Annotated in this window: 17 protein-coding genes and 2 tRNA genes; 12 read left to right on the top strand and 7 right to left on the bottom strand. The window is 48.4% G+C overall.

What is annotated here, in order from left to right:
• Positions 1–691: 691 nt before the first annotated feature.
• From AWR26_RS09730 to AWR26_RS09710, 5 genes are all read right to left on the bottom strand, one after another.
• Positions 692–4,336: a hypothetical protein gene (locus tag AWR26_RS09730; protein WP_064565391.1), complete on the bottom strand. Its 3,645-nt coding sequence runs from the start codon at positions 4,334–4,336 to the stop codon at positions 692–694.
• A gap of 395 nt (positions 4,337–4,731) precedes the next feature.
• Positions 4,732–5,277: a replication protein P gene (locus tag AWR26_RS09725; protein WP_074922516.1), complete on the bottom strand. Its 546-nt coding sequence runs from the start codon at positions 5,275–5,277 to the stop codon at positions 4,732–4,734.
• Positions 5,189–6,181, bottom strand: a complete 993-nt coding sequence (locus tag AWR26_RS09720) for a DUF1376 domain-containing protein (protein ID WP_064565388.1) — start codon at positions 6,179–6,181, stop codon at positions 5,189–5,191. Before AWR26_RS09720 ends, AWR26_RS09725 begins: the two co-directional genes overlap by 89 nt.
• Before the next feature lie 55 nt (positions 6,182–6,236).
• Positions 6,237–6,791 carry a toxin YdaT family protein gene (locus AWR26_RS09715; protein WP_064565383.1) on the bottom strand — a complete coding sequence of 185 codons (555 nt, stop codon included), beginning with the start codon at positions 6,789–6,791 and terminating at the stop codon, positions 6,237–6,239.
• Between the two features lie 2 nt (positions 6,792–6,793).
• Positions 6,794–7,006 carry a helix-turn-helix transcriptional regulator gene (locus tag AWR26_RS09710; RefSeq protein WP_071892659.1) on the bottom strand — a complete coding sequence of 71 codons (213 nt, stop codon included), beginning with the start codon at positions 7,004–7,006 and terminating at the stop codon, positions 6,794–6,796.
• Positions 7,007–7,111: 105 nt separating this feature from the next.
• On the opposite strand from AWR26_RS09710, the gene AWR26_RS09705 reads away from it, so the two are divergent.
• Positions 7,112–7,495, top strand: a complete 384-nt coding sequence (locus AWR26_RS09705; protein ID WP_035886338.1) for a helix-turn-helix domain-containing protein — start codon at positions 7,112–7,114, stop codon at positions 7,493–7,495.
• 340 nt (positions 7,496–7,835) lie between these two features.
• Here the strand turns inward: AWR26_RS09705 and AWR26_RS09700 are convergent, their stop codons facing one another.
• On the bottom strand, positions 7,836–8,357 hold the full coding sequence (locus AWR26_RS09700) for a hypothetical protein (protein WP_074922514.1): 522 nt from the start codon (positions 8,355–8,357) through the stop codon (positions 7,836–7,838).
• A gap of 242 nt (positions 8,358–8,599) precedes the next feature.
• Here AWR26_RS09700 and AWR26_RS09695 point away from each other — a divergent pair, with 242 nt between their 5' ends.
• The 8 genes from AWR26_RS09695 to AWR26_RS25840 all read left to right on the top strand — a co-directional run bounded on the left by AWR26_RS09695 (position 8,600) and on the right by AWR26_RS25840 (position 14,283).
• Positions 8,600–8,785 (top strand): DUF1482 family protein, encoded by a 186-nt coding sequence (locus tag AWR26_RS09695; protein ID WP_007371408.1) that lies wholly within the window; start codon positions 8,600–8,602, stop codon positions 8,783–8,785.
• 34 nt (positions 8,786–8,819) lie between these two features.
• Positions 8,820–9,176, top strand: a complete 357-nt coding sequence (locus AWR26_RS09690; protein WP_064565380.1) for an RrF2 family transcriptional regulator — start codon at positions 8,820–8,822, stop codon at positions 9,174–9,176.
• 140 nt (positions 9,177–9,316) lie between these two features.
• Positions 9,317–11,461 (top strand): exonuclease, encoded by a 2,145-nt coding sequence (locus AWR26_RS09685; protein ID WP_064565377.1) that lies wholly within the window; start codon positions 9,317–9,319, stop codon positions 11,459–11,461.
• Between the two features lie 70 nt (positions 11,462–11,531).
• Positions 11,532–11,816 (top strand): DUF4224 domain-containing protein, encoded by a 285-nt coding sequence (locus AWR26_RS09680; protein WP_071892656.1) that lies wholly within the window; start codon positions 11,532–11,534, stop codon positions 11,814–11,816.
• The gene (locus AWR26_RS09675) at positions 11,749–12,774 is read left to right on the top strand and encodes a tyrosine-type recombinase/integrase (protein WP_064568987.1); all 1,026 of its coding nucleotides are present in this window, start codon (positions 11,749–11,751) and stop codon (positions 12,772–12,774) included. The genes AWR26_RS09680 and AWR26_RS09675 overlap by 68 nt, the downstream gene beginning before the upstream one ends.
• Before the next feature lie 283 nt (positions 12,775–13,057).
• Positions 13,058–13,426, top strand: a complete 369-nt coding sequence (locus AWR26_RS09670; protein ID WP_064565374.1) for a helix-turn-helix domain-containing protein — start codon at positions 13,058–13,060, stop codon at positions 13,424–13,426.
• A 75-nt stretch (positions 13,427–13,501) separates the two neighbouring features.
• A complete protein-coding gene (locus tag AWR26_RS09665; RefSeq protein ID WP_167351146.1) occupies positions 13,502–13,990 on the top strand; it encodes an ImmA/IrrE family metallo-endopeptidase in 489 nt (162 codons plus the stop codon).
• Positions 13,991–14,148: 158 nt separating this feature from the next.
• A complete protein-coding gene (locus AWR26_RS25840; RefSeq protein WP_256440856.1) occupies positions 14,149–14,283 on the top strand; it encodes a hypothetical protein in 135 nt (44 codons plus the stop codon).
• A gap of 151 nt (positions 14,284–14,434) precedes the next feature.
• Here AWR26_RS25840 and AWR26_RS09660 read toward each other — a convergent pair.
• Positions 14,435–14,524 (bottom strand) — tRNA-Ser (locus AWR26_RS09660).
• 93 nt (positions 14,525–14,617) lie between these two features.
• Here AWR26_RS09660 and mtfA point away from each other — a divergent pair.
• From mtfA to shiA, 3 genes are all read left to right on the top strand, one after another.
• Entirely contained in the window at positions 14,618–15,415 is a 798-nt protein-coding gene (mtfA, locus tag AWR26_RS09655) for a DgsA anti-repressor MtfA (RefSeq protein WP_064565368.1), read from the top strand.
• Between the two features lie 100 nt (positions 15,416–15,515).
• Positions 15,516–15,591 (top strand) — tRNA-Asn (locus AWR26_RS09650).
• Between the two features lie 316 nt (positions 15,592–15,907).
• A complete protein-coding gene (gene shiA, locus AWR26_RS09645; RefSeq protein ID WP_064565365.1) occupies positions 15,908–17,233 on the top strand; it encodes a shikimate transporter in 1,326 nt (441 codons plus the stop codon).
• Positions 17,234–17,235 lie beyond the last annotated feature (2 nt).

Raw genomic sequence — 17,235 nt, 5'->3', positions numbered from 1 at the left:
ACGGTTTTTCCTCCGGGCGCAGCAGGTTGCCAGTTGTTCAGGCTGGCGGAGGCAATATATCAGAGTTTGGGGAAACACGGTAACCAGCACGTTCAAGCATCTGAATAAACAGGTTTGGAGTACCAACTATTTCTGAAGGGGACATGGGCCTGAAGCTATATGTCTCCCCCTGCCTGTACAAAAGCGCCTTACAATTTGCAGGCATATCAAACGTAAACACCACAACCCCATCATCCCGACGTACCAGATCGTAACTGGTCAAAACATCACTTTCCACCCATTCCCCTTATGCGCCCAGTGGCGCAGACATTCCTATTGTTCTGGCTCAGCATCAGCAGCTAAACCACACCGAGGAGTCCTTGCCAATGCGATGAAGCAACCGCCAAAATACTGTTTATACATACAGTATTTAAATCAGTGGTACATTTCAACACAAATTAAGAGAATGATATTTAAGATTTTTTTATTTTGGCATTGCTACTGTTATTGTGTGAAAAGCAAACAAATTGAGATTAACTGCTTGATTTTTCAAAAGTGGTGGACAATTAACAAGTAAGTTTGCTTAACACTTAAGCAGTCAATCAGATCGATTTACCATTCGCGATTAGCAATATCTGTCCTATTCCCGGTTGATTAAGCCATGTCAACGATTCAGAGTAAGTTCGCATCATTTAAGGCGCAATCCGATTCATTAGACAGTACGGATTTTAAGGTCAGCAACTAGGAATGCTATAACCACATCCCGATGGTCGACGCGGTAGGTTGCTAAATAGCCACTCGTCTCAAAACTTGGGGGCGTCAATTCCTCGCAACCACAATATGAGAGTTGTGGCAATGTTTCATGCTCAAGCATACTCCTAACGTAATCAAGGATAGGTTTGATCTCTTCTGCATATGAATAGATAACATGAAAATAGATGAAGCAAGTCCCGTATGAAAGCAGCTTGTCAAAATGGTACTTAATGTTTGTCCGGTCAACTCCTTTACAAACGAGTGCTTCATAAATAGATATTTCTTGCCCAGAGACCCTGATGACTGCATCTCTTTCGCCGGGATTGCCTTTTGCAGTTATTCCGCCGAGAGACTGATCAGCAACATCCCACTTAGCTATTGCGAGAGATGCGCCTAGAACTTCTCTGACCGCACTATTAAGATCGTCTTCGAACTTTGCTTCATCCAGTGCATTTCCCCTGGGGCGGAGCATTCCTACCATACGTTGTAGTGAAGCAACAGCTTTGGATACTTCTCTAACAAGATATCCACTAAAACCGAGCCCTGGTGGACCTAGAACATCTCCCACTTGGGCAATCGGTAGCTGGGCTAATTGCTGTAGAGCGGTACGAATGGATGACACAGAGTCGACAGAAACAGATGCAGAAGCAACTCTTGAAGCAAGGCGGTCTTCTTGTAGCTCCTTCTTAAATTCGACAAGACGCTTGTTGTCTTTCTCAAATTCGTTAATGGCTGCATCAAGGATTGCCATCGCTTCAGCCTCATGCCCCATCTCATATTTTGCTCGTACTACTACCATTTCTAATTCTGAGTTACGCACTTCACTGCGACGTTGAGCTACGCTTTCTAAGGCCGCCGCAGGTTTTTGTAAGGCGAGCAACAGAATTGCACGGTTAGCAATTAATATATCACTTGCCAATTTGTTATTAGCATCAGCAACGCTATTAATTTCCTCAAGCAGATGTTCTCCGGCTATCTTGTCCTCCCCGATCAGCGGATGAAGGGTGGGCCCAATTATATTTTGGATAGCGACAGCAAAATAGTTATCTCTGTATGTTGTGCTTGCTCCTGGTTTTGATGAAAGACGCCTCAATGCATTCCGGGCACTGACAAGATCTCCATTCGGGCGCAAAAGCTGAGAAGTCGCTCTGTAAAACTCCAGTTGTTCATCAGCTTGCCGAGCTATCGTCTGAACTAACGTGGGAGGAAACGTCGCGTTATCCAGAGCGGTCCAATTTTCCTCTTTTAAAAATAGCCGGAGCTCAAGAACAAAAAGGGCAAGCCAAAACTGCTGTGGCGCGTTGTTTAAATCCGGCCTGATACTCTCCAGATGTTCGCGGGCGAGATCGTACTCCCCAGCAATTAATAAGGTCTCGATACGATGGTGTATCTCAGTCCAAGTCCAGTAATTGGATGCTTCACTTGGTTTGAGTTGCAGCAACCTTGCTTTGATACCTGTCTTCGCCGTAGCTGGCAGATACTGGCAAAGCTCGGCGAGAAGTACAGGATCGTCTGATTGCGCGAATACCTGTAACAAGTCTTCCTGATTGCTCTCGTCCAATTGACGCCAGGCGGAAGCAAGATCCTGGGCAGGTGACCCTTCTTCCTGAATTCGAAAGTGGTTGGGGCTATATCTGTCCGTAAGGGCACCAATTCGCCCTTTTTCATCATGCTCAATAATACTCTTCGAGATAAGTATTTTAAGGGCTTCGCAGAGAACGGGTGGTACATATTCATAAGGCCAGTCAGAGACTGCACGTGCGATCAGTCGTATATGTGTCCTCATGGTCCGAGCAACAGACGATCGCACGGTAAACTGATTATCGCTCGACGCCCCATGGATAAGCTCCATGCTGTCAAATGGAATCAGAAATGCATCACGCTCAGTTGCGACTTGTGCGCACGCAGCCGCAACGAGGCGGCTTGCCATTTTTGAGGATAACTCTGCTGCGTCTGTCCAATCCAGGTTTTGCTTACGCGCAAACGATGAATAAAGAGCAATCACTGGCGTAATTGCAGCATCCGACACCAATGGGAGACTATTTACTGCATCAAGTACGCCTGAAAAACACACTCTGGGTACATTGTTCTCATATGCCGCATGATCCACAAGGTGTTTTAGCACTTCGGACTGGACTTGTTCATTTTGCTTTGCGAACATTCTCAGGAGTTGGCGCCCAATGACTCGCCTAGGATCCGCAATAGCCCGTTCAAATCGCATGCTATCTTTGTAGCACCACATTATTAAAGATGCGCACTCCTCAAGGCTTATCGAATTGGTGTCTAAATGGTAAGCAATAAGTGACAGGGAATCCTGGACGGCAAATGTTTTAGTCTGAGCCTCACGATATCTACTAAGATCAGTGTTACGCTCAGAATGTTGCCGCCATTCCACCGTCCATTTAGCCGCCAGACAGACTGCGGGAGGGAATAAAAGCATATCCACTAACAATTTAGGTTCGGTATCGACACGGAGCTTCAATTGTAACAACGCCATGGGATGCTTTATCGCGAACGACAAAAGCGCATCCGCTGCATCCATAATCCCTTGTCCGATATCGATCTTTTCAAGTTCGGAACATAACAAAGCAAACGCAATGGAGACCATATTAGGGCCATAGCTTTGCATCATGAACCGGTCTAACATGAGGTATTCGACTTCTCGACTTGCAAGCCAATCAGCTCGTTCTATTAATGTATACGGAGGCATCTTTTCCGCAATATATGCAAACCTCAAGTGACTATCAGAAATCGTATACATCTCCCGCATTACTTTCACATAACGTGCAAGATCACGGTCCCATTCACCCCAAAGCGTCTGACGTTTTAGTACACGGTGTGCTGCTTCACGACAGAGCCGCTGATGCGAAGGCGACCAACCACTGTCCCATATCCCATAAACTCCAAAGATATGGCACCATGCAGTCCACTCAAGAAAAGCGCTGTCTAAAGCGTCTATATTTGCCTCTGTTAGTGATAGCAAAGGAGCATTATCGTCTTCTTCAGGTGCGTACATCTGTATTGAAGGCAAATGATTTTGCCGATTAATAAGATCGGTAGGGCAAATCTGCTCCCACAATCGACCCATGAACCACTCGGGATTTCCAATCGGAACGTGTTTTTCGAGTAAAGACTGATCGTTAATTCTTTCTACGAGCGTAAGAACTGCCGTAGGTTGCAGGTTAGTCTTTGGAACTAACCGAGGCTTGCTGAGCCCTTCAAGGAAATTTTTCGTGCTATTGCTTGGGTAGGTTATTTGAGAAATTGCTGTTGTGGGAGGTTGCTGCATAAGCCATCGGCCACCATCAAAGAGCACCCAACCCATACTGACGAGATCTTCGAAAATCGGCCCACCATCTGCCTTCCGGTATTCTGAATTGTTCCAGTTTTTTGCCAAGTCTTTATCTTCACCGGGATATTCCAAGCGAAAATGCTCACATAGATCGAGCAGATCCACTTCGTTTATCACTTCCCCTTCTCCAAGAACGGCGCGGGAATATATGGGGATCGTTAACCAGCGCGAGAACATTTGTTTAAGTTCACGTCGAACATTTATCGGTGCATACATGCCCTCCATCGAGGACACTTCTTCAAATCCGTCCATTATATATTTTCCTTAAGAACCGGGATTACATCCACATGCTGCAATTTAAGCCATTAAAAAAATTAAATGTAAATTGCATCCAGTCCTGCTTTAGAAAAACACTTATAATTAGTTTATAAGGCCCTTAGCTATTTTTTATATTATAAATATAATAATGAAACACAAACCAAAGAACTTCACTGTAACTTTCAAACCGCTGGATTAGCAGGAGATCGAGAGCGGTCGTCATTACTAACCAGTAGTTCTGAGCGGATATCATAAGAAGTTTTTCCTGCTCAACGTTACAACGACGGGCTCACTCATCCCAAGTAAGTTATCAATCGCCCGATTTCTCTGCCAGTTCGAAGCCTATGTTGACAAAATTTTTATAGTTCCTTTGTCATTAGTCAAACTCGTTAGTTGATTAAACCTGCCTTTTTGCGGCGTTTGTATTCTTCCCTCAGCAGTTCCGCTGGGGTTGGTCCACCAGGATTTTTAGGCCCAGCCAGTTGGCGCCGAACAGGTGGAATTGAGAATCCGTTCTGGATATGTTTCGCCCACTTCGTAAGTAATTTTTCTGCCAGTTTTATTAACTCCTTCTCGGTCATCTGACGCTCTACTCCCGTTCGCCGCATTTCGATGCAAATGTGGTACAGCACTGGTTGCGGCCAGGGATATTTATCACTGCCGGAAAAGCGGTACGACTCGTTGCGCCAGCGTTTGTATTCAGCCATCACCGCATCCGGAGTGAGACCAAACGGGTTAGCTCCGCTCTCCGAAACCAGGGCAACAAATTCAGCCAGGTCGGGTGGCCACGTGTTTCCGGCAGCACAGCGCTCCATGCACTGATTGCACACCAGAGTGATTTGCTTCTCAGTCATTGAACCGATCTGCGCAATCCACATAGCCGAAGGTTCCGTCCCGTTCTTCTGAGTCCATCGGTTCGAAAATACCTCCCCCATGACCTCCCACAGGCGCCATGCCGTCCGCGTCGCCTGCAAATCCGTTTTCTTGCTCCCAGCGTTCTCTGGCTTCTCGTATCTGCTGAACAGCTCTGGATGCTGTTGGTTCTGCTCGTACTCCCGCATGGTTTTTACCTCCGGTTTCAGGTTGTTTTTTCGATCTCACCAGCACGACGTGCCGGGCAAACTTCTGCTCCCACTGGATTTGGGCAAAAACTTTGCTTTCCGATTTCCAGTAGGCAGAGAACTCAGCCAGCTCCGTGGGCAGATAATCAGGCTCCGGCAGTTGTATTCCCCACTGGGCGGCGCGCTGACGAAAATCTCTGGAGGGCAGCCAGTGTTCGGACATCGTGAATTTTCCGATCGGCTCATTGACGCCCTCCAAGTAACGGGGTGGCGTTGTTTCTTCCTGGGGAGCAACTACTAGCTCGCCCGCGTTAAGAGAGGGGTTTTCTTTTAGATCTGTATCTGTATCTGGATCTTTATTAGTTGAATTGCCGTTACCATTCTGTTCGAACGGACTTTCAACACCCGTTGAACGCTCGTTACCGCTGCGTTGGTCCTTCGTTGATTTTTTCGCTTTTCTCGCTCTCGCTGAGGCTTTACCGGCTGCTGACTTCTGATTTACAGAGGAACGGACAGCCTCCAGATCTCTTTCAATCCGTTCCTGCACCCACTCGGTGCCGTTGTCGTTGAAAAACTCTTTTAACGAGGCTTCAACGGCGCTCCAACGCTCGTTGCTTAGCCGTGCGATTTTTGCCAGACGGTTTTTGGGGATTGCTCGCCCTGTCTGCCAGTAATTGAACATAAGGAGCAAGTAGGCCCCATGCTCCTCCGTGGACAAATGCATGGTGTCCGCCAGGTAGTCAGCAATGTAAAGTTGCATGTAAGGCAGCGCGGCCATGATTACTCCTGATGCCCGGTTTCCCGGACGTGATGGTCATTGGTAAAAACTCGAATCAAAAACATTGCGGTGCCAGAGTGCTGAGCAGCGCCAGAGCTGGCTCGGAGATTTCACGAGGAAGCATTGCATAAAGGGACGTAGCGGCTTCCCATATCTCTTTTTCCAGTCGATGCACTGGCGCGCCGAGTAGCTTTGCCTGGTGCGCTTCCCCACATTCTTTAATTGCGCTGGCCACCAGCTCCGCTTCGGTTTTACCGGATCGGAGACCAAACTGTCGGGCAATTTCGATTGGCATTGCGGCTGCAATAGCGGGTAGGAGATGCATTACGTTGCGGTTATATTTTTCAGAGCCACCATCGTTACGGAGATACCGGAACAGGTTCAGCTTGTTGACCGTGATCCCTCGCCCACCGATGCGCTGCCATTCCTCAGCCACCAGCCTGGCAATAGTTTCCTGTGCCTGCCCCGGTAAGGTTTTCTCCCATACGCGAACAGCATCAAATACGCTCAGGCGTTTCATATTGTCGCGGCGCTGCGGTTCAATCTGATTTTTTGATTTCAGAGGTGCAAAGGAGTGTTGGTTAAGATTGGATATACCGATCGTTTGCATTGCTAATCCCCTCCTACAGGCGGAAATACACTATCCAACGTGCAGGATCGCCCAAGTTCATTCAGCTTCTGCACGATCAGACGGCACTCTGGTAGCCCTGGATTTCGAGTGCCGTTTTCATAATTGGAAATACGGGATTGTCGCCAACCAAACAGTTGGGCCAGTTGCTCCTGGGTTAACCCGAGTGCTTGGCGCTCTCTGGCAATATTGTTCATGTTTTCCTCTCGTCTGATGTTTAACCGAATTAAACACAAGATGTGTTAGAAAGTCAAGACGATACGTATTTTGTTTAAAAACACGCTACGTGGTAAAAAGCAGAAATGAACATAAACACCTCGATTGCCTTAAGGCTGAAGCAAATCCGCGAACAGAAAGGAATTTCGCAAGCGAAGCTCGCTGAATTGTGTGGGTGGGTGCAGTCACGTATAGGTAACTATGAGGCTGGGCGCCGAAATATTGGTGTCGATGATGCTATTACCATTTCCAATGCTCTCGGCATTAGCCCTTCCGAATTGATTTTTGGAGAAGATCATACGGAGAGCTGGTTAACACCAAGACATCGAAAACTGCTTTCTCTTTTTGATCAACTTCCTGAAGCTGAGCAGGACAGAATGATCGATACATTTCAGATACGTTTGAAAGAGATCGACGATTATGTCGAGCGATATCTTCGCGGGCGATTTAAAGCAGCCGACGAACAATAGCTACAGCCCTAGAAATACATAAAACCAGCCTCTGAGCTGGTTTTTTTACGCCCATTTCCCCCGCATCAACTCCCTAATCGCTATCACGCGAAAATAAAACACATGACGTGTTGACTTACAAACACAATATAGGTTTAATTACTAACACAGAATGACATTATCCATCCAGGCAGGACGCCCATGTAAGTAGCTGCCGGCGGCATATGAAACACCGGATGAGATGGCTTTTTTACTAACACGCGCAGCAGGTAGTACACGTTCCGCTAGCCAGCGTTACCGGCAGAAAAAAAGCGCCCATAGGGCGCTTAGCTCTTTAAAAATCTGGATGTCCCAATCGCAACTACCAAGCACCTCGATCGTTGAAGTGATTTGCAATTGTTCTTTTTTGGGGATTCTTCGCCGCCGGTGTTTTATCCATTTTAAATTCCGCATGACAGGATGGACAAAAATGTACCCAGAAAGAAGCTTTCGCTGCTTTATCAATACCCGGCTGAAGCATAGATATTTTCTTTTGCTTAAAACAATTTGGGCATGCATTCACAGTTATTTGCGAACTACCCACAACAAGCTGCTTCGAGTACACCAAAGAACCAGCCTCCGTTTGGTGAAGTGCATAACCTTCAGACTCGGATTGAAAGTCTTCAAATTCTGTAATTTTTGCTTTGAGAAGCATTACGTCTTCGTCACGAGAGCGGATCGCATCGCCAAGAGCAAAGCATTCCGACTGAAGAGTTAGAAGCTTGCTTTGAAGTTCAATTGTTGCAGTTTTAACTTCAGCATCAGTTTTAGCGTCACTGATTAATTTGACGAGACTCGCAGTCTCCTTGATAGCGGCCATAGCCGCCGAAAGTTCAGCGATCACGTTGAATACTCTTCTTGTCGTTGGGGATGTCCAGATTAACCGAATCCTTGTCGTTGGGGAATGACCAGGAGCCACTGAGCCTGATGTGGTGAAAAGACAGGCACAACTCAACAGGAGATAACGATGATCGACTATGCACGCAGGAAAATTAGCTGTCAGGCAGTCCGGCTAAATCTGGCTGATGTATTGATCCGGAAGCTGTGCTATTTCCTAGCGCAGAAAGGAAACCCGGAGATAAAAGCGTGAACACTCTTTTTTATTTGGTGATCTCTGTCTGCTCCATTACAGGCGAATGCTTTGATGCGCCTTTAGGGCTTTATCCATCGGAAGCTGATTGTCGTAGCGCAGCTGCGGAACAGGCAGTTCAGGGGGAATGTCTTCCTTATCGCAAAATGGCTGACGACCAACAGCCAGCAGTGAAGATGTAAGCGAGTTTTGATCAGCGTCTAACCGGAGTGAATTATGGAATTTGGACTTAAACGAGTAATTGCCGCAGTCCGTGTGGTTACAGCCTTTAAGCGCATTTACAGCGGTGAACCAGTCACTATCACCACTCTTAGTTCAGAGGTGAAATTGTCCGTGTCATACCTCGAACAGATTTTCGCTAAACTTCGCGCTGCGGGAATTGTCACCAGCCAGCGCGGCCCGGGTGGCGGCTATTTTCTGGCACATCCCGATGAGGATATCAGCGTTGCGGCAGTGATCCGCGCCGTAACCAACATCCCCGAAGACAGTGATTTCCAGCCTGTACTGGAAACCCTCGAAGATATCTCCGTAACACGACTTGCTGCCCGGCAAAGAAAACGCCTGGCCGCATAAAGCACAAAACCCGCGCAAGGCGGGTTAAGTACCCGGTCAGCCGACCAAAGCTTTCCGGAAACGAGTTTTGACCAATGACCAACCGCAGGCGGCTGACATCAGCTGCCGGGTATCTTACAACCCAAAGGAACCCGAACGCAATGAACACCTATGCATTCCTTATCAAAGCTAAAGCAAAATCTGACGCGAAAAATCTGTTCTGCTGGCTATCTGCCAAAACCGACGCACGCGCGGATCGAGAAATACTCAATATCCTGGAAGATGCTGGCATAGAAGTTGGCCGGGGACACAACCACCAGTTACCTGTGCGAACAAACTGGTTTGTCGTTGACGACCTGCCGGAGGAAGGTACCCTGGATGAAACCTGGTGTGATCGTTATGAGCTTGGCGACGACGGTCTTTCATGGCGGAAAATCGTCAATATAGCAGCACCAGCACCAGCACCAGCACCAGCACCAGCACCAGCACCAGCACCAGCACCAGCACCAGAAAATTTGAATCCGGAGATGGGCGAAACGCAACCAGGAACGCTATATGAATCAGCGCAGCCCCCGGTTGCCGGAGATTCTGATATTACTCCTGACGATGACGCAAACACGGAGTACCCGGTCTCGCGCCTGCGCCTTCCTCAGCGCATTATCGCGCAGTATCTCAGTGACAAATTCCGCCACCACGTCACCATGTCACAGCGGGTTGAGATTGGTGCGATGGAACTGGACAGCGGCAATAGTCATGTTCAGAACCTGCTCCTTGCCACACGAAACATCCCCGGCATCGAGAATCTGACAACACACGAACTATGGAAGTTAACCAGCGCCATCAAGTCAGTATTCCCGGAAGAAAAACGCCATGAACTTGCTGTTATGGTTCAGTTCGTTCAGGCATGGTCTGACACCCATCATATTGATCGTGGTCTGCTTGTGAAAGAGTGGGCTGCCGGCAAGCGCATAACTGCCATTCAACGAACAGACAGCGGTACTAACGCAGGCGGCGGGAACGCAACCGACCGTAATACCAGCTATGTCCATACGCTTGACACGCTCGACGCTGAGATTGCAGCCGCTACCCTGCCGATGGATTTCGATATCTACAATATCCCGTTATCTATCCACCGCCGCGCCAAAGACATTGTCGCGGGCAAAGAAAGCCCGTTCAAAGAATGGTCGGCAGCACTGCGCAACACTCCAGGGGTGTTGGACTATTCCCGCGCAGCTATTTTTGCTGTTGTACGCTCCGCTCCTGAAAATATCACCCACTCACCGGAAAAGCTTCGCACATTCATCAATACGTATCTCACGGAGAGCGACCACGAAAAACCAACGGAAGAAATGCTTACGGCGGCGCGCCATATAGACAGCATTGCTGTCGTCGCCGACGTGATTCAGGGAGCCGAACCGATTGAAAGCCTGGATAAACTTTCTGCTGAATTCTCTGTGGTTGGAAAACAAGTGGTAGAGAAAATCATCACGCAGCAGGAATCCACATCACCAGTGGCAAACCTGGGTAACGGTATTTATTCAGTTGAATCACTCGTCAGAGAAACTCAGCCAGCGGAGAAACCAGCAGATGTGCAGATGGAAAAAACTGTCAGTGATGAAACCCCAGTTGTTGCTGAAATTCAGGAAAGCCAAACAGCAAATGTGCCAGATGAAAGCGATGTTGCAGATGGTAAACCCACAACTCCGTTAAATATGGATGCCGTTCATCAAAATGCTGAGGTTTTTTTCACCCATCTGATGGTAGATATAGAAGCGATGGGATCAGGCCCTAATTCCCCAATAGTGGCGATTGCCGCCATATTCTTCGACCCGGCCACCAGCAGAATGGGAGCCGAGTTTTATCAGGCAGTCAGTCTGTCTTCCTCCATGTCGTTCGGCGCGCAGCCGGATGCCGACACTATTATCTGGTGGCTTAAGCAATCTTCCGAAGCCCGATCTGCGATTACTACTGATGACGCGTCAGGGTTGCTTGAGTCGCTCGAATTGCTGGCAGACTTTATCGCAGAGAACTCAGCAAATGGCAGCAATACAGTCCAGATATGGGGCAATGGCGCCACATACGATAACGTGATTTTGCGCCGGGCATTTGCGTTGACCGATACCCCCTTTCCCACACCGTTCTGGAATGATCGGGACGTCAGGACAATTGTTGAACTTGGAAAGGCTGTCGGTATAAACCCTCGCTACACCATCCCCTTCGAAGGGGAGCAGCACAACGCTCTAGCCGATGCCCGCCACCAGGTTAAATACGTTTCCGCCATCTGGCAGCGCCTGACAGCAAACTGATTTTCGAAAATCACTATTAAACCAACCGGCCAGTTAATATTTTCTGGCCGGTCATTAAGAGAGATGACCGATGCATGAACTTACGCTGTCGCCTGAGGAAATTGTAGAAATCACTGGCTACTCGCGCTATACGCATCAACAACGTCAGTTACGCTGCCACGGCATTCCATTCACCACTGATGGGCGTAACCGTCCGATCGTTTTGCGCCGGAACTTAGCTCCTGGTCTTACTGAATTACCGAAGGTTGATGAATATGTTGCAACAGAACCTGACTACGACGCAATCAATGGGCCGACCACGAAAAGATCCAAAAGACAAGCACCTGCCTCCACGGGTAACAAAAAACAAATATAGCTATGTATGGAAGCCAAAAGGGACAACGCTGAGTATAACTTTGGGGAAGATCCGAGAAACGAGCATGTCCAGGCTGTGGGAAAATTACGAGAAAGCTAAAGCCGAGCGCCACGACGTAATGACATTCGAAAGGCTCTGGAGTTTATTTATTTCCAGCCCATCATTTTGCGAACTGGCTCCACGCACGCAGCTGGACTACCGGCAGTACCATAAAAATCTGATCCCTGTTTTCGGAAAAATGAGAGCCGATGACATCAAAATAGAAATGGTCCGTATTTATATGGATCGTCGCGGCCAGCGCAGTATAAATCAGGCCAATCAGGAACTGGGGGGAATGTCTCGTGTTTTTGGGTGGGGATTCGAGCGGGGTTATGTGAAAGGAAACCCATGCAGAGGGGTGAGAAAATTTACCCTTAAAGCGCGTGAGGTTTACATTACCGATGAAGAATATCAGGCAATTTATGACGAAGCGGTAACTGCAATGAAGGCTGCTATGGAAATTGCTTACCTGTGCGCCGCGCGTTCTTCTGATGTTCGCGCTCTTACCCTGGGTCAGTTGTCAGACGAGGGCATTTACATTCAGCAAGGAAAGACAGGGACAAAACAGATTAAAGCCTGGACGGAACGTCTGCGTAATGCCGTCGATCTGGCAAGAACGCTGGGAGGGGAAAAATATCTCATTTGTAGTTCCAAAAAAGAGATGTATTCCAAAAGTGGTTTTTCAGATCTCTGGGAAGATGCCCGCGCGCGCGCCGGTGAAAAGCTCGGGCGAAAACTGATCTGCACATTCCATGATCTGAAAGCAAAAGGCATTTCCGACTATGAAGGCTCGAGCAGAGACAAACAGATCTTTTCTGGTCACAAAACCGAAAGTCAGGTGCTGGTATACGATAGAAAAGTTAAAATCACTCCAAGCCTTAATGTTAAAAACCTACCCACAAAGCATCAAAAGCACTAGATGTTGTGTTTTTTTTTATTTTTTCTCAATATATTGACAATAAGTATAGCCCTTAAACATAAGGGCTTTTGTGTTTGCCAACTCCATTCCAACTAATTTGCTCATCTTTCCGCTCTTGCATTAACACGAATGGCTATCTATCTTTCTCCTTATCAAACGATTACAAAAAAGCGTGAATTTATTATTCATCAGACAGAGATTTTTTCTACAAATACTGTTGAAAATATCTCTCAATGTGGTTTAATGCTTACTAGTCCGCATTGGACCATAAGGAGTAGAGGAGATGAATGTTACCCAACTTGGCCGTTTTCTCAGAAAAGTACGTATAGATCGTGGGCAGAGACTCAACGATATGGCTGAAGAGATGGAAATGAGCGTTGCCCAACTCTCAGCAATTGAACTTGGTAAAAGGAGTATCTCAGAAAAGGTTAAGCAACGACTTATTACTTTTTACTCGGCTTTTTGTAGTGGTGAAGAAGAAGTTGCAAGGTTGGTTGATGTATCACAACCATCCTTTAAAGAGGACTTTGAAAATGCAGGTGATCTGCAGCGAGAGCTTTTTATAAGTTTCGCTAGAAGTTATAAGGCATTACCAGAGGAACAAGCCCGACAATGGCTTGATGAACTGAATGAGATAACTTTGAAGAAATAAAGAAGGATGAAGAGCATGCGGCCTCGACAAAGAATCTTAGGTAATAAAGTAGCTCCGCTGCTTAGCGAGAGCATAATGAATAAGGCATTTGAGGCCAGATCCCTCATCCAGCGTGTTCTTCAAAATAATGCACCCTATTTAGACCCTTTGCATTTTTTGGAGAAATTACACGATGCTGAGCTTATTTTTTTAGAGGTTGTTGAAAATGATGAACTTCCCAATGAGTACGCCATAACTATACCGTCTCAACGAATCATCAAATTACGATCTGATACGTACAGTTCTGCCTTTAAAGGTGAGCCACGCAGTCGTTTTACCGTTGCCCACGAACTGGGACACCTGCTATTACACGCAAATACAGTGCCTCAGTTCGCCTTCTCTCAAGCACCATCAAATCACCCTTATACAGAGGATGTAGAATGGCAAGCAAATGAATTTGCCGGGTGGTTGCTGGTTGATCCCTCATATAAAGATTTACTCAAAACACCAAGAGCTTGTAGCATTGGTTTTGGAGTAAGTCTGGATACAGCGAGGCACATGCTTGAAAAAATTAAACGGCTTTGAGGCTAATCCAAATGAATTAACCTCCTAGCCGTAACCAAGAATACTGGGGAGTAAACTGCCCTCTCCGTATCCGAAGGTGACGAGTACTTCTTGATGTGGTAATCCGGAGTGTAGTCGTTCACCTTCGGCCTGTAAAGGCAGAAGTGAGATTCAAACTTATGACCAAGAATCTGAACGAGGCCGTTCCGGAAGGAATGGTGGAAGTATTCACCCCTTACATCACCATCAAAGGTAAGCGTATCTACAAAAAAGACGGCGGGATGTTTCACTTCTACGCCCCCCCGCGAAAATGAAGGGGATAACCCCAGACCAAAAGAGAGCTTCGGCTCTCTTTTTTTGCTTTTTTAGAGTACCCTAAGGCTTGGATATACTAACCGAATATACCAACATCATACCAAGTGTGACTTGTATCGTTGAAAGGTTTTTTCGTAAGTGCTTGAATAATGGCGGAGAGAGGGGGATTTGAACCCCCGGTAGAGTTGCCCCTACTCCGGTTTTCGAGACCGGTCCGTTCAGCCGCTCCGGCATCTCTCCGTTCAGATGGTTGCCATGATGCCAGGTAATTTGGCATTTTAACAGACCCTGTCCCGTTAATTTGGTTCAAGTGGCGAGTTTGCGAGCAAAACGATGATTAAGTGGCCCTGGAAAACAAAGGACTCCGCTGATGAGGCGGCGTTCCCGTGGGAAGAAGCACTAAACGCCCCGGTATTAGCAAATTTATCGCCTGATGAGCAGGTTAAGCTTGTTCAGCTTGCGCATCGCTTTTTACAGCAAAAGCGGCTGGTTCCCTTACAAGGATTCGATTTAGATGCCTTAAAGAGCGCGCGCATCAGCCTGCTCTTTTGCCTGCCCGTGCTGGAACTGGGCCTCGAATGGCTGGATGGTTTTCACGAAGTGTTGATTTACCCGGTTCCCTTCGTGGTGGACGATGAGTGGGAAGATGATATCGGCCTCGTGCACAACCAGCGCATGGTGCAATCCGGTCAGAGCTGGCAGCAGGGGCCGATTATCCTTAACTGGCTCGATATTCAGGATTCGTTTGATGCTTCGGGTTTCAATCTGATTATCCACGAAGTTGCGCATAAGCTGGATACGCGTAATGGCGACAGAGCCAGCGGCATCCCGCTGGTCCCGCTGCGTGAAGTGGCTGGCTGGGAGCATGATTTACGCGCCGCCATGGATAACATTCAGGATGAGATCGATCTGGTGGGAGAAAGTGCAGCCAGCATCGATGCCTATGCCGCAACCGATCCTGCAGAGTGCTTCGCCGTGTTGTCGGAATATTTCTTCAGCGCTCCCGAACTCTTTGCGCCGCGTTTCCCGGCATTGTGGCAGCGCTTCTGCCACTTCTACCAGCAGGATCCGCTCAGCCGTCTGCGTGGCCAGAGCGGCGGTTACAGCGAAGGGATAAACCAGGTACATTAAAACAGCACGTTGAGCTTTAATTAGCCAATTGAATCAGCGGGTTAAATTTAGTGTTGACACACCAGTACGGGGCCAGTACTATGCGCCCCGTTCACACGATTCCTCTGTAGTTCAGTCGGTAGAACGGCGGACTGTTAATCCGTATGTCACTGGTTCGAGTCCAGTCAGAGGAGCCAAATTTAAGAAGCCTGCTTTTGAAGCAGGCTTTTTGCTTTTCAAGGCCGCATTCCTTACTTACCCGCGCTGCGTCCCACTGGTCAGGCGTTAGCCCTGCCCTTTTTTTCCTTCACAGCCGGATAATCTTCTGCGCCGCCAGCTTCCCTGAGTTAAATTCCCCTTTCATGCATCCTGCTTTCCAAAAAGGTTTTCACCTCGCGACGGGCGCTGTAGTCTCATTAGCGGCTTTTACTTTGCTGCATGCGATGTGAGTAACCTTTTCCCTATACAAAAAACTAGAAAAATTTGGAAATTTGAGGAACGGACAGGACAATTATGGATTCCACGCTCATTACAACCCGCCCCGATGAGGAGACCCCTTCTCTCAACCGTGCCCGTCGTGCTGCCTGGGGTAGCTTTGCCGGTGCGGTCGTCGACTGGTATGACTTTTTACTCTATGGCATTACTGCGGCGCTGGTGTTTAACAAAGAGTTTTTCCCACAGATCGATCCGGCAATGGGCACGCTTGCCGCCTTCGCAACCTTCGGCGTCGGCTTTTTATTCCGCCCACTGGGCGGCATTATTTTCGGCCATTTCGGCGATCGTCTGGGCCGTAAACGCATGTTGATGATGACCGTCTGGATGATGGGCATCTCCACGGCATGCATTGGTATTTTGCCTTCGTTCGCCACCATTGGCTGGTGGGCGCCCGCTTTACTGGTTACCCTGCGTGCACTCCAGGGCTTTGCCGTTGGCGGTGAATGGGGCGGCGCGGCATTGCTCGCCGTTGAAAGTGCGCCCGCAGGCAAAAAAGCGTTTTACAGCAGCGGCGTGCAGGTGGGATATGGCGTTGGTTTGCTGCTCTCCACCGGGCTGGTGTCCCTAATCAGCAGCATGACCAGCAACGCACAGTTCCTCAGTTGGGGCTGGCGTCTGCCTTTCCTGTTCAGCATTGTGCTGGTGCTCGGCGCATTGTGGGTGCGTAACGGCATGGAAGAGTCCAGCGAATTCGAACAGGCGCAGGCTCAATCCGCAAAACAGCAGAAAAAACGGCTGCCGGTATTTGAAGCGCTGGTTCGCCATCCCGGCGCGTTTTTGAAGATTATCGCCCTGCGCCTGTGCGAACTGTTGACCATGTATATCGTGACCGCTTTCGCGCTGAACTACTCCACGCAAAACCTGGGTCTGCCGCGCGAACTGTTTTTAAATATCGGCCTGCTGGTCGGCGGGATCAGTTGCCTGACAATCCCACTGTTCGCATTGCTGGCGGATCGCTACGGACGTCGCCGCATCTATATTACCGGCGCGTTACTCGGCGCACTGAGCGCGTTCCCGTTCTTTATGGCGCTGGAAGCGCGTTCGATTTTCGGCGTCGTGTTCTTTTCACTGATGCTGGCGAATATCGCCCACGATATGGTGGTTTGCGTGCAGCAGCCGATGTTCACTGAAATGTTCGGTGCAGGATACCGCTACAGCGGCGCGGGAGTGGGCTATCAGGTTGCAAGCGTGGTGGGTGGCGGTTTTACGCCTTTTATCGCCGCCGCACTGGTGACCTTCTCCGGCGGCGAATGGCATTCGGTGGCGATTTATCTGCTGGCAGGTTGCCTGCTTTCGGCGCTAACCGCGATGTTGATGAAAACACCGCAACGACATCAACAATAAGG

The sequence above is a fragment of the Kosakonia oryzae genome (assembly GCF_001658025.2).
GTDB classification, from domain to species: Bacteria; Pseudomonadota; Gammaproteobacteria; order Enterobacterales; family Enterobacteriaceae; genus Kosakonia; species Kosakonia oryzae.
The sequence above is the reverse complement of the archived record's forward strand: the minus strand, read 5'-3'. Positions and strand labels throughout refer to the sequence as shown.